General features: G+C 61.8%; 22 protein-coding genes. 1 reads left to right on the top strand and 21 read right to left on the bottom strand.

Annotated features, from left to right (window positions below; genetic code table 11):
• From WCB02_RS21395 to WCB02_RS21295, 21 genes are all read right to left on the bottom strand, one after another.
• A partial coding sequence (locus WCB02_RS21395) for a hypothetical protein (protein ID WP_423961180.1) occupies window positions 1-180 on the bottom strand: 180 nt, incomplete at its 3' end.
• A gap of 36 nt (window positions 181-216) precedes the next feature.
• Window positions 217-516 carry a hypothetical protein gene (locus tag WCB02_RS21390; RefSeq protein ID WP_423961178.1) on the bottom strand — a complete coding sequence of 100 codons (300 nt, stop codon included), beginning with the start codon at window positions 514-516 and terminating at the stop codon, window positions 217-219.
• 132 nt (window positions 517-648) lie between these two features.
• Window positions 649-2,385, bottom strand: a complete 1,737-nt coding sequence (locus WCB02_RS21385; RefSeq protein ID WP_423961176.1) for a portal protein — start codon at window positions 2,383-2,385, stop codon at window positions 649-651.
• Window positions 2,385-2,987: a portal protein gene (locus WCB02_RS21380; protein ID WP_423961174.1), complete on the bottom strand. Its 603-nt coding sequence runs from the start codon at window positions 2,985-2,987 to the stop codon at window positions 2,385-2,387. The genes WCB02_RS21385 and WCB02_RS21380 overlap by 1 nt, the downstream gene beginning before the upstream one ends.
• An 8-nt stretch (window positions 2,988-2,995) precedes the next feature.
• Window positions 2,996-3,223 carry a KTSC domain-containing protein gene (locus WCB02_RS21375; RefSeq protein ID WP_423961173.1) on the bottom strand — a complete coding sequence of 76 codons (228 nt, stop codon included), beginning with the start codon at window positions 3,221-3,223 and terminating at the stop codon, window positions 2,996-2,998.
• Between the two features lie 2 nt (window positions 3,224-3,225).
• Window positions 3,226-3,432, bottom strand: coding sequence for a hypothetical protein (locus WCB02_RS21370; protein ID WP_423961171.1), 207 nt, complete (start codon window positions 3,430-3,432; stop codon window positions 3,226-3,228).
• Window positions 3,423-4,727, bottom strand: coding sequence for a PBSX family phage terminase large subunit (locus tag WCB02_RS21365; protein WP_423961169.1), 1,305 nt, complete (start codon window positions 4,725-4,727; stop codon window positions 3,423-3,425). Before WCB02_RS21365 ends, WCB02_RS21370 begins: the two co-directional genes overlap by 10 nt.
• A gap of 277 nt (window positions 4,728-5,004) precedes the next feature.
• Window positions 5,005-5,406, bottom strand: a complete 402-nt coding sequence (locus tag WCB02_RS21360) for a helix-turn-helix domain-containing protein (protein ID WP_423961168.1) — start codon at window positions 5,404-5,406, stop codon at window positions 5,005-5,007.
• A gap of 30 nt (window positions 5,407-5,436) precedes the next feature.
• Entirely contained in the window at window positions 5,437-5,646 is a 210-nt protein-coding gene (locus WCB02_RS21355) for a hypothetical protein (protein WP_423961167.1), read from the bottom strand.
• Between the two features lie 150 nt (window positions 5,647-5,796).
• Entirely contained in the window at window positions 5,797-6,288 is a 492-nt protein-coding gene (locus WCB02_RS21350; protein ID WP_423961165.1) for a hypothetical protein, read from the bottom strand.
• A gap of 133 nt (window positions 6,289-6,421) precedes the next feature.
• Window positions 6,422-6,697: a hypothetical protein gene (locus WCB02_RS21345; protein ID WP_423961163.1), complete on the bottom strand. Its 276-nt coding sequence runs from the start codon at window positions 6,695-6,697 to the stop codon at window positions 6,422-6,424.
• 5 nt (window positions 6,698-6,702) lie between these two features.
• Window positions 6,703-6,900, bottom strand: coding sequence for a hypothetical protein (locus WCB02_RS21340; protein ID WP_423961162.1), 198 nt, complete (start codon window positions 6,898-6,900; stop codon window positions 6,703-6,705).
• A complete protein-coding gene (locus tag WCB02_RS21335) occupies window positions 6,897-7,463 on the bottom strand; it encodes a YdaU family protein (protein WP_423961160.1) in 567 nt (188 codons plus the stop codon). The genes WCB02_RS21340 and WCB02_RS21335 overlap by 4 nt, the downstream gene beginning before the upstream one ends.
• Complete coding sequence (locus tag WCB02_RS21330; protein WP_423961158.1) at window positions 7,464-7,712, bottom strand: DUF2312 domain-containing protein; 249 nt, start codon at window positions 7,710-7,712, stop codon at window positions 7,464-7,466. It lies immediately after the preceding gene.
• Window positions 7,709-8,377: an MT-A70 family methyltransferase gene (locus tag WCB02_RS21325; RefSeq protein ID WP_423961156.1), complete on the bottom strand. Its 669-nt coding sequence runs from the start codon at window positions 8,375-8,377 to the stop codon at window positions 7,709-7,711. Before WCB02_RS21325 ends, WCB02_RS21330 begins: the two co-directional genes overlap by 4 nt.
• Window positions 8,374-8,580, bottom strand: coding sequence for a hypothetical protein (locus WCB02_RS21320; RefSeq protein ID WP_423961153.1), 207 nt, complete (start codon window positions 8,578-8,580; stop codon window positions 8,374-8,376). Before WCB02_RS21320 ends, WCB02_RS21325 begins: the two co-directional genes overlap by 4 nt.
• A gap of 13 nt (window positions 8,581-8,593) precedes the next feature.
• The gene (locus tag WCB02_RS21315) at window positions 8,594-8,881 is read right to left on the bottom strand and encodes a hypothetical protein (protein ID WP_423961151.1); all 288 of its coding nucleotides are present in this window, start codon (window positions 8,879-8,881) and stop codon (window positions 8,594-8,596) included.
• Window positions 8,878-9,255 (bottom strand): HNH endonuclease, encoded by a 378-nt coding sequence (locus tag WCB02_RS21310; protein WP_423961149.1) that lies wholly within the window; start codon window positions 9,253-9,255, stop codon window positions 8,878-8,880. Before WCB02_RS21310 ends, WCB02_RS21315 begins: the two co-directional genes overlap by 4 nt.
• Window positions 9,255-9,806, bottom strand: a complete 552-nt coding sequence (locus tag WCB02_RS21305) for a helix-turn-helix domain-containing protein (protein WP_423961147.1) — start codon at window positions 9,804-9,806, stop codon at window positions 9,255-9,257. Before WCB02_RS21305 ends, WCB02_RS21310 begins: the two co-directional genes overlap by 1 nt.
• Entirely contained in the window at window positions 9,803-10,126 is a 324-nt protein-coding gene (locus WCB02_RS21300) for a hypothetical protein (RefSeq protein WP_423961145.1), read from the bottom strand. Before WCB02_RS21300 ends, WCB02_RS21305 begins: the two co-directional genes overlap by 4 nt.
• Window positions 10,123-10,509, bottom strand: coding sequence for a hypothetical protein (locus WCB02_RS21295; RefSeq protein ID WP_423961144.1), 387 nt, complete (start codon window positions 10,507-10,509; stop codon window positions 10,123-10,125). The genes WCB02_RS21300 and WCB02_RS21295 overlap by 4 nt, the downstream gene beginning before the upstream one ends.
• A 34-nt stretch (window positions 10,510-10,543) precedes the next feature.
• Here WCB02_RS21295 and WCB02_RS21290 point away from each other — a divergent pair, with 34 nt between their 5' ends.
• The gene (locus tag WCB02_RS21290; RefSeq protein WP_423961142.1) at window positions 10,544-10,804 is read left to right on the top strand and encodes a hypothetical protein; all 261 of its coding nucleotides are present in this window, start codon (window positions 10,544-10,546) and stop codon (window positions 10,802-10,804) included.
• Window positions 10,805-10,960: the final 156 nt, after the last annotated feature.

Raw genomic sequence — 10,960 nt, 5'->3', positions numbered from 1 at the left:
CAGGAAGCGCGCCGCCGCATCGGCGGACGCGAAGCTTTCCGGCATGCCGCCGCCGGAATCGCCGCCGCCGCCGCCGGCCGGCGCGCTGGAAGCAAATTCGTCCATGTGGATGCGCGGGCCAAACGGCCGCTGCATCAGGGCGATATGGCTCACACTGGCGAATTTGGTCTGATCGGTCATGGCCGCATTATCCTCGGGTTCGGTTTAGTAAGTGTTTCACACCCAGCCGAAGCGCTTTCGCCGTTCGGCGGCCTCGGCGATCTGGTTGATTTCGGCCTGCGCGAGCTTGCCGTGGGAGACGGCGCTGGCCAGATGCGCTTGCACCTTGCCGACGATGTTGATGGCGAGAAACAGCTTCTCCCGGCCCGCAACATCGTCGATCGTGGTCGAGCGCCAGGCCCGCATGTAAGCGTCCTCCAGCGCCTTGAACGCCTCGGTCAGCAGCTCATCGCGCAACAGCGTTTCCGCCCGCGCCGCGCGCCCGACAGCGACGTGGAGTTGATCTTCATTGGTCATTTTCAGTGGACAACCTCTCCATCGTCATGGCCGGGCTTGTCCCGGCCATCCACGTCTTTCTCTCCGGGGTCACCGCAAGGTCGTGGATGCCAGGGACGAGCCCGGGCATGACGGTGTGGAGGGCATTCACCCTCATCCGACATCGTCGCCGCCCTGCTGCGCTTCATGGTCCGCCCGCTTGTGCGCCATGCTGATATCGTGGGCGTGCGCGGTCGCGACCACGCCGAGCACGTCGCCGGCCAGTTGCGTGCGGTGCCGCTCATTGTCGTGGCGCGCCGCCCTCGCCTCGCCGATCGCCTGGATATGCGCGTCCAGCACCTTCAGGCGCGCTTCCAGCTCGGCCTTGAGCTGCGCGATCTGGACGTCGGCGGCCGACTTGACGTGCTGGTGCACGGCGTCGAGCTGCGCCTGTTGTTGCTCGAGCTGCGCCTTCTGCTGCATGGCCTGCTGGTCGACCTGCGCCTGCGCCTGGATCGCTTGCACCTTCGGGTCCGGCTTCGGCGGCGGCGGCGCGTTGGCGAGCTGCCCGGTCTGCGGATTGATTTCGCTGGGGTCCTTGAAGAACCTGCCTGCGTTCTTGTGCCCCATGATCCGGGTCAGCTCGACCGCGGTGTTGTACAGTTCCTTGTCGCCGACCAGGTTGGTCTTGCCGGCCCCGACCAGCTCCTTCTGAACGTTGGCAATCGCCATGGTCTGCGCGAATTGCTGCGCCTTGCCGCCGGTGCCGAGCCCGACATTGACGGTCATGTCGTCGCGGGTTTTCCAGCCGCGTGGGTCGACATTCACCCAGGCATTGCGGATCTTGACGGTCTGCGCCTGCTGGCCGTGCTTGCGGATGGTGGCATGCAACAGCGAGAAAATATCCCGCACGCCTTCGGCCATGATGCGCGCAACCAGCTTGAGCCGCATCTGCGAGGCGGAAAACACCTGGTTGACCGCGGTGGCCGACTGGTTCTGCAGCGCGTTGGCGTCGATCCCCTGCGCCTGCTTGTTGAGGCCGGTCCGGCTGGCCAATTCCGCGTCGAGATACTGCATCGCCGGAAACACGGACGCAGTGACATCAGGCACCTCCTGCCAGTTGATGCCGCCTGATGTCTTGACCCGGATCACGCCGCCGGGCCGCGACACCAACAAATCATCCAGCGTGTTCGGCCCGGCGTTCGCTTCGGCGACTTCCACGCGCGGGTTATTGTGCAGATAGAGATTGTCGAGCGCGCCGCGCTTGAGCGCGGTTTTTTCGCGCTGCGTCGGCATCACCAGGTCCGCCATCGAGCGGCCAAAGAACCGATGCGTCATCGGCACCGGCGTGGTCGCCGCGAACGGGATGGCGTCAAACGGTTCGATTGCCGGCTTGCCGTCCCGTTTGAGGATTTCGCCCTGGTCGCCGCCGGTGACGACTTGATACAGCGAAGGCCGCCCCTTCCCGTCATAGTCGAGCCGAACGTAATGCTCCGTGATCTTGACGACGCGGGCGCCGGGATTGAGCTCCGCCTGCGAGAACATGTGTTCCTGAACCGTGTCGCGCTCGATCACCTCGATATCGGTCTGCCCGGTATAGGTAGTGAGCCCCTTGATCTGCTCCTCGTCGTACCCCTCGGCGATCAGCTCCGCCTCGGTCTTGGTGACGATGTCATGGAAGCAATAGTTGCAGGTCTTGATATCGCGCGCGGCGCGCTCGATGCCGAACTCTTCCGGCGGAACGCCCATCACGCGGGCTTGCGCGAGCTTGCGCGTGCTGATGATGGTCACGTCATGAAACTGCGGCGGCGGGGGCGGCATCATCGGTGCCGGAAGCCCGGGCGCCGGGCCTGCGGCGGGCGCTGGCGCATTCGGAGCGGCGATGGCCGGTATCTGTGGGGCGCCAGCCATCAGCTCGTCTCCTCATCGGCCGGCTCACGGTCGGATGTCGGCTCGATCGGCTCCTTGATCGGATTGCCCTTCCCGTCATGGACGGTATGGGCAACGATTTCCAATTCTCCGTCCGACTCCTCGACGGCCTGCGCGATCATCGCGAACTGATCCTCGGTCAGGTCGTAATAGGTTTCGCGCTGTTCTTCCTCGCGCTCTTCCCACCACACCTTGACTAGGCCGTTCTTCGACAACAGCGCATCCTTGATGAAGGCATACAGCACCATGAAACCGGGGTTCTGCTGCATGAACACATGGTTCACGTAGTCGGTTTCCTGGCTCGCCGCGTCTTCGTCATCCGGGCCGACAGCCTCAAAGCGGACCACTTCGTCAGAGCCCGCAAAGATATCCATCAACTCCGGCAGCATGCCCTCAATCGTATCGGCGACATCCGTTGACACCGCCCGCGACCGCCCAGGCTCAACCGGCATGTCCTGCCGCATCTCGCCCAGGTAATAATCCATCGCCCGCGCCCGCTCTTCGGAGAGCTGGATGGCCGACATAGCGGCAAGCGAATCGGTGCGGGCCGAGTTGACCAGCGCCTCAACGTCTTGGGTGGACATTTTCGCCATTAGAGCTTCGTGGCGCTGAATTGGTTGCGAAAGTGTTTTCCGTAGTGGGTACCGATGCTGTCTGCCCCCAACAATTTCGCGTGCTGGTCGGGACTGACGCCGCTGTGCAGATAGGAATCACCGCCAGTGAAGCGAATAACCATGGCGCGGCGATCGGGATCGTACCCGACCGCCTCGATTGCCGACGACTTGACGGGCGTCATGTCACCTTTGAACTGGGCGGCCATTGCTAAGCCGCCATCGCGTGAACAGTGACCGGTGGCTTGAGCTTCACCGTCTGCTGACCAGCGCAGATGCGCAGCCCCGTAAGCTTCGAAATCAGCGTCCACGCCCGATCGACATCGGCCGGCATCTGCCAGAGCGCCAGCATGATTTCGGCCTGCGTATTATCGATTTCGCGCTCAATGTTGCGCCGCGTCCAAAAATCTAACGCCATCCCCTGTCCCCATAGTTGAGTGTGCGGTTGAAATTCGCGGCCGCAGCTGGCTCTTCGTAGCAGCACGCCATCAGGCCGAAGGCGTCCGCGCCGTGGCTCGACCAGTCGTGTTCCGGGCCCAGGCCGATGTTGCGCGCGTCGTCGCGCTTCTCATGATAGAAGCCGAGCGCGTCGCGGCCCGCTTCCGTGGTTGCCTCGCTGAACCAGTATTTTGGCGCGAGCCGGCGCACGTTCTCGATCCGGATCGAGGCCGCGCCTTTGCCTTGGTTCGGAACCGTCGTCACCTTGAAGCCGGCATCTTCCAGGTGGTTCGCGTATGTCTTGCCGGTGATCTTCTCAGTTTGCGCGCCATCGTGAGGGAGATACAGCAGCGCGTCCTGATAGCCATGCTCGCGCAGCCACTTCACATGGAACGCCAGCACCTGCCCGACCGATTCGTAATAGTCGAGAACGCGGATTTCCTGCCCAACCCATTGCACGACCCATGCCGCGAAGGCGTCGGCTTTGGCGCCAGCGCCGCCGATGTCGATAAAGACGCGGATGGGCAGCAGCGGATCGGCCGAGACGCCGCAGATGCGGCCCTTGAGCTTCGCTTCGGCGAGCAACCGGGCGAAATAGGCGCCCTCGAAGGCGCGGGCGTAGTCGCCTTCCCACGTATGCGGGTAGCGCTCCGGATACAGCGCCAGCTCGAGCTTGCGCTCATCCTCCAATTCTTGCGTGAAGAACGGATTGTCCCGCCAATTGGCCTGCACAATGATCGAGTTTTCCGGCTTCTTGGCGCGCAGGAAATCATCGATCGCGTCTTTGCGGCGTCGCGGATTCCAGCTCGCCCAAATCTGCGAGCCAGGCGCGCGGATCGTCGGCCGCAGCAATGACAGCGAGCGGTCGGATAGCGTCTGCGCTTCGTCAATCCAGGCGCGCTTGAACCCTTCAAGCGACTTGATCGATTCGGCCGTGTGATCGGCCATCCCCTGGAAGATGATCACGCCGTCGCCTGGCGTTTCGATCCGGTCGCGCCAGACCTTGAAGCGGTGCCCAAGGCCCAATTCCGCGATCTTCTTTTCGACCAGGCGCTTGGAGGAATCGGCGAGCGTCTTTTGCACTTCGCGGATACAGACCGCGAGCATCCCCGCGCCGCCGCTATCGCCCGGCTCGAGTTCGCTTTCCTCAACCAGCATTTCGCCGAAGAAATGCGACTTGCCCGAGCCGCGGCCGCCATGCGCGCCCTTGTAGCGCGCTGGCTTGAGCAGCGGCGTAAAGACTTCCGCGGTTGGAATGCGAAGCGTGAGGCCCATTTAGTGCGGCCTGCCGCGGCGTTCATGTTCCCAGTAAAGGAAACGATGCCATCCCCACCAAAAAGGATTCGAAAAGCTGTGGCGAACGACTAGCATCGAGCCGCCTCCGCGATGCCATCGAGCGCGATCACCAGATCATCACCACCAGGCGCAGCGCCACTGCCGGCACAGGTCGGGCATTCATCGGTTGTCGCCTCGCCAGGCTTCGGCGCGCGCATTGCGCCGCAGGCGTCAATGACTACGTCGCCATGACCTCGGCACGTCGAGCAGCGAGCCATTACGCCTCCATGAAGGCGCGGCGCTGGGCGCTGATTGATGGCGCAGACGCTGGCGCATTGATCAGAGCGCGAAGTTTGGCCTTGTCCGGGATAGACCAGCCATCCGCCCACCTGGTCTTGATCTGGATCCCCGCAGGCTTGAGCCGCGCCCGCAGCTTGCAAATCAGCACATCCAGGCCCTTGGGGTCCGGCATGTCGCATTCCGGCCGGTCGCCATAGAGCACGGTGTACAGCCCGTCGCGAGAGACGAACTCGCGGACCAGCAGCATCCCGAGGATAGTTGCCAGCGTCACGTCAAGGCGGAGAGCCTCACGGATGCGTCCGGTTGTGCTGTTGTCGACGCCCAACAGCGTCTCAAGTTCCTCAATCCGGCCCCGCAACCGGTCAACCAAATCACTCATTCCCCACCCCTCCCCGATCTGCCTTAGCCGTCATTCATCGGCGCGCGGCCGACCAACTCGATCGCCAGCAGCCTCAGGCTTCGGCTGCACGATCACGCGCTCGATGCGGGAGATAACCCGGATCGGATTGTCTTCGTCGTCGCCGCCTGTGAGCGGCTGCGGTGCTTTGCCCCATCCGCGATCAATCAGCGAGTTTGCGGCCGCTACCCGAGCAGCCGGAGGCGCGTCGACGTCGCGCATGATCCCCGCCAGCGTGTTGATCGCAGACCGGGTATGCCGCCGCGCCAAAGATCGAATATCTGCTGGAGCTTTAGCCATTTAAAAAAATAGACCCTCCGGCCTATTTCCCCTTTTTCTTGAGCTTCTCGACTGCTTCGGTCAGCTTGGCCATCAGACGCCCAGATCGTTGGTGAACTGCCCCATGACCGACAGGAAGTCATCGGTCTGCCCTTCGATCTTCTGGGCAACGCTTCCGACAGCCGATGACACGGCCGCTCGCTGCCGCGCCAGCGTCGCGCGCAACAGCTCGACCTGCGCGGCCTGGATCTCGCCCATCATGCGGGTGTGTTCCTGCATCATCTGCTGGACGCTGACGGCGGCGGAGACCGGATGCGTGGGAGCCGATGCCGTCGGCACGGGTGCCGGCGCAGCTGGCGCGGTCGCCTGTGCGTTTGCGGCCGGAGCGGGAGCAATCGACGGTGCGGCGGGGATGGGCGTACCAGCGGGCATCTGAGCGACCGCAGGCGATGCCATCGCGGCGCGGATGGCCTGCTCTACCTGCGTATCGGAGGCGCCAGCGTCCACCGAGATCACCCGACCATTGAGGTTGTAGTTCTGACGGCCCGCCAGCATCGTCATGGTCAGGCCTTCGATGCCGGGCACGTCGCGCAGCTGCGTCTTGAGATCGGCAATTCCCATTTATTAATTCCCCGCTTTGGTGCGAGTATTAGGGAGCGGCGATTTGGGTTAATTGAACAACTGCGCGGATGAGATTTCGGTGCATAAGTGCTGAAAATTATCTGCTATCAAACCAGTTAGGAAACAATCTGCGCTCGGACTCGCTTGTGCGCTCATAGATATAATCGAAGACCGCCTTGAGCGCCGCTGCCGCCAGTGGGTTGCGCTGCGTCTCGATCGACCGGGCCAGACAATTCAGGATAGGATGAGCCGAGTTCGGCGCGCCCTCGATCATCGATCGGCACACCGTGACCGGCAGCGTAAGGCCGAATGTTACGGTGTCCAGATCTGGATTATAGCTCGATCCATCGGGGAAGTGCTGGCGCGTTGACATAGCCGTCAGAGCGAACGCATGCGGCGCAATTTGCAGACCGCCAAAATGCGCTGCGCCAATTCCTCCGCTGCATCCATCGGGACCATGATGCGGATGTATTCCTCGCCTCCGGCGAGCGAAGGAAGCTCCTGGCAAAGCACCAAATGGCCGCCAGCGCCTTCAAAAACGTCGACAGGCATTGTCTCAAACGACTTTTCGCTCACGATTTCCTCGCCAGAATTGCCTCAAGCTCAGGACTCGCCCGTAGCGGTTCCATTGGCTGACCCTTCGCTCTCTCAACACGATCAGTAGAAGTTATATTTCTATTCTTAGTCTTAGTGCTTGAGCCCGGCTGTAGCATTGCTATTTCTTCGGCTGCAGCATTACTGCGTCCCACTCGCCTCGATTGCTCAAGCATTGCTGTAGCATTGCTATGTCCGGCTGCATCTTCCAGGAGCATCCGGTTCATCGCCGCACGCAAGCCGCCTTTCTGTCCAGCGGCAGCCCGGCGGTTGGCTGCCGCGGCCATCTTGGATAGCTCTTCATCGATCCGCTTGTGTCGCCAACCATCGAAAAAAAACGATTGGATAACGTCCTTGCAATCGAGCCAGAGGCGCAACGGCAGCTTCGTGATCGCCGCGAGCTGCTTGTCATCGGTCGGAAGCTCGCCCATCCGCCAATAGTGCATCATGAGCAAGAGGTACGCGCCATGCTGCGCGGTCGACAAATGACCTGTGTCGCCGAGATAGTCACCCACATAGAGCGGGAAATAGGCTCGCTTGCTCAATCACGCCTCCATGCCGAGCGCGGCGAGATAGGTTTCCAACAGTGCGGCCTCCTCTGCGCGCGCGTCCGGGTCTTTCTTCCGGAGCGCGATGATCTTGCGCAAAATCTTCACGTCGTAGCCGTTCCCCTTGGCCTCGGCATAAATGTCTTTCTGGTCTCCGCGGAGCCCGTCAATCTCCTCGGCGAGATGCTCGATGCGCTCGACGATGGAGCGGAGCTGTTGGTTTGAGTTGTCCCCGATAGTGGTCACGATGCCTCCTGAAAACGATCCGTTTGATTTCCCCAACAGTCCCAGCCAGGTCGCGACGTGCGAGCGAACAGCTCGCAATATGGCCCAGCTACAAGCTGCTCGACCGCACGCGCACACTCGTCCGGTTTCCGCGAGTGCTCGCGGCGCGGCGATATGACGAGCTTGCGGACTGCAGCGGATAGGCGCTTCGGTCGCCCCATCGTGAACAGCAGGCATTGCTCAGGGTTGGCGCGCGTCCAATAACCGGTGCTAATCGGGAATCGCTTATGGTTGGCGTCGTCATGCAGCTTATGACGATCGCTGGTGACGCGACGTTCTTTGGCCCAGTAGAACGCGACAGTTTTGAAGGCAAAGCCCCATGCGCGCCCGACCTCGATCGCCTCTGGTAACAGCGGGTCGATAGCCCACATGAATAGGACGCAGTCTGGCGCAGCTAATTGGCCGACAGGCAGCGCGCGGATTTCGTCGAGCGACATCGTCTGATAGTGCCGCTCCGGGTTGTTCTGGCGCTGACCGTTGCGATAATAGCCCTTGTCTGTGGTGGCGCGGAGTCCATCCGGCGAGCGCCCCATGCCCTTCGCGCTGTACATTTTCATGCGCCAAGGCGGGTCGGCGAGGATCGCGCCGTATTTCAGTGGCGTCAGCGAATCGAATTGCCAGCTCAACTTGCCACCATCCCAACAACAGCCGCATCTCGATCCCGGATATTCGCCAGCCGATTTGCCACGAAGCTTTCGTGCTGTCCGAGCAAGGTCGCGATATACAGCGTGTCACGACCAGCGAACCAAAGCGCAGCGATCATGCCCTCGTCGGTGACCTCATAGCGAGCGATCGGTGTAGGCACCGTCGCCGTATCAGTGATGCTCATTGTAACCCCCTCGTTAGTCCGCATAGGCGCGGATTGGTGCCGGAGCACGCTCCCGCGTTGCAAAGAAGCTCTTGGCCTCCGGATGGCTTTCGATGAACCAGCGCGCGAGCGGCGCGGACCAATGGTCGTTCACCTTGAACGCGCGATTGCCGCGCTCGATCTGTTCGTGCCACCGAATCCGATGCAAAATCGCGTCGGCGGAATATCGCGCAAAGCCTTTCTGCAGCAGATCAGACGCGATCGCTTCGAAGTGCTGACAGACGTCGGGCGGCACGCCATCTGGATAATCTGCGCCGCTCATCGCTTAGCGGTCTTTCGATTTTGCGAAGGCGTCACCCAAGCGAGGTTGTCGCGCTGGTTATTCAGGCTATCCCCGTCGCCGTGATCGCCAATCGTATGGAAGAGCGAGGGCCTGATCTTGCCGGTGCGCGCCAGAATTTCCTTATGGAGGAAAAGCGTCACGCGCACGCCGTTGATTGTCGTGTTGCGCTGCGCGTAGCGCTTCTTTTTGCGTTTGTCCCAACGCCACTTCCAGCGCCACTGCGTCGCCCATGCGTAGTCCTCAGCCGAAACGAGGCAGAAAATCTCGCCATGATTGTCGAGATAGACGCGGCGCGGTGCGGCATGGTCGATCGAGCGGACGGCGCCGCTGGTCTGAGATAACGCGCCATCCATTACGAGGCAGTCCCCGTGATCGCCTCGATCAGGAGCGCAACATCGTGCGCGAGGTTAGCATCTTGGAGGAGTTCGCCCGCAACCTTCCGGATGGCGTGGATCGCGGTGGTGTGGTCGCGACGGAAGAGGCGTCCGATATGGTGCCATGATCTGTGGGTAAGCTCACGCGCCAGGTACATTGCGAGCCGGCGGGGATAAGCGAGCTTTGCGGTGCGGCTGGGTGATAGCAGATCCCCGACGCTGACCCCGTAGTGGCGGCACACGGCCATCTGAATGTCGGCGATCTTGATGCGAGCGGTGGTTTCGAGCCCGTCGTATTTCGGCAGCACAAAGAACGTGTCAGGAAGGCCGCAGATCGGCGGATCGGTTTCCGCCGGCATCGCTTCCGGCCCGATAGCTGCATCAGCCTGGGCGCGTGGCTTGCTGACGCAGGTCGGCTTCTTCGCCGCTTCGAGCGCGGCGCCCTTCTTGGCGATTGCCTGATGAAACGCCCGATGGCGTTCGATTGCTTTGAGTTCAGTCGACGTCGGTTGCCTGACGTGGATGTTCATGGCACTCCCCTACAATCTGGGCATTTGATAGTCGGCGAGTGCGAGTCGCCGCCGATACGCTGATCAATCTCACCCGTGTCGCGGCATGTGTCGCAAGAGAAGCCGGCACCCGGCGGCAGCACCGGAGCTGCCGGAGTTAGAGCCGGCGCGTTGACGCCCTCAGCAGTCTCTCTCACGAGGCGCCAGATACGATTCTTGTGGTGGATGCTGATGCCGTCCAGCGGGAGCGCGGGGCCGCTGTATGGCGTGTACTTCGGCCGCAGATCGATCGGCCGCAGCGGCGGGATGTGACCGATCGGAGAGGCGTCGCGATCGATCATCGCGCGGTCCTCAAGACTTCCTTAGCCGCCGCCATCTGAGTTTCAGCCGCGCAAAGAGCGTCATCAGAATGGTGCATGCCAACTTGTTTGCAGACGGCAATTTCGTGTTCCAGTCGTGCGATTTCTGCTTGCAGGATGGAAACGAACTCGGCCTTGATCCGCGCCATCAACCAATTCGGAATGATCTTGGCGCGCAAGCGGCGGATGTTTTCGAGCGTTCCCGGCGAGGTGCGCAAGCGGCGCGCAACACTGACGCGCGCCTCTGAGATGCGAACGCCTAGCCGCTTCGCTTCTGCGTCCTCGATAGCGCTCGCGAAGTGATGCGCGGCGTGGATATCGGACAGGGCGTTCATTTGGTTAAAGTCTCCATCGGCGATGGACATTTCGTCGGTTCCCTCATGCTTAATTGCTCAAGCGATGAATGAACCCGACAACGACAACGAACTTTTCAGCTTCATCACGATCGCGGCTGCAACCGCCAACGTGATCCGTTATTTAGAGAATTGCCCATGCCAGAACGCCGACCGAAAACAGGACGGCGCAACAGAACAGGATGACAAGAAAGAGCCAGACGAAGCACGCGACTACGTCGAGCAGCGCGTGCGCGAACTGGAGGAATTTGAAAATCGGGCGCGCGGTGTTACCCCGCATCGGCGCTCGAGGCCGAGCCGCCGCTGATGACCCAACATCAGCGGCGGCAAGGCGCCTGGTGATGTTCTCGCTCGCACCAAGAGCGCCGGTTCCTCCGCGAGACAAAGGCGCTGCAGGGACCGGAAACCCGCCCACCTTCTCGGACGCGCCATCGCGCGAATTTCTAAAATTGCTGCTCAAGAG

It is taken from the genome of Bradyrhizobium sp. (assembly GCF_049581145.1).
In the GTDB taxonomy this organism is placed as follows: Bacteria; Pseudomonadota; Alphaproteobacteria; order Rhizobiales; family Xanthobacteraceae; genus Bradyrhizobium.
Note: the sequence above shows the minus strand (reverse complement) of the source record. Positions and strands in the feature narration are given on the sequence as shown.